At 66.9% G+C, this 375-nt stretch carries 1 pseudogene; it reads left to right on the top strand.

Annotation, left to right across the window (positions count from 1 at the left end):
• Nucleotides 1-375, top strand: a pseudogene (locus IH13_RS44060) (hypothetical protein); the annotation flags it as partial.

The raw sequence follows: 375 nt of genomic DNA, 5'->3' as shown, positions 1-375 counted from the left end.
GCCGTCGTGCTGAACGTGACGGCGACGAAGGTGACGGGGCCGAGTTATGTGTCGGTGTATCCGAACGGGACGACGCGCACGAGTGCGTCGAGCCTGAACGTGGTGGCCGGGCAGTCGACTTCGAACCTGGTGATCGTGCCGGTGGTGAACGGCAAGGTCGACTTCTACAACAACGCGGGAGGCGTCGACCTGATCGCGGACGTCACCGGTTACTTCTCCTCCACCGGGGAGGGCTCCAGTCACGTCAACCTCGGCCCGGAGCGGGTGATGGACACGCGTGAGGGGCTGGGTGTGCGGAAGGGGCAGGTCGGTCCGAAGGGTGTGGTGACCCTTCAGGTGGCCGGTGCCGACGGGGTGCCGGCCGAGGGTGTCACG

The organism is Streptomyces sp. NRRL WC-3549, assembly GCF_000721935.1.
Classification (GTDB): Bacteria; Actinomycetota; Actinomycetes; order Streptomycetales; family Streptomycetaceae; genus Streptomyces.
This window is presented reverse-complemented; position numbering and strand designations above follow the sequence as displayed.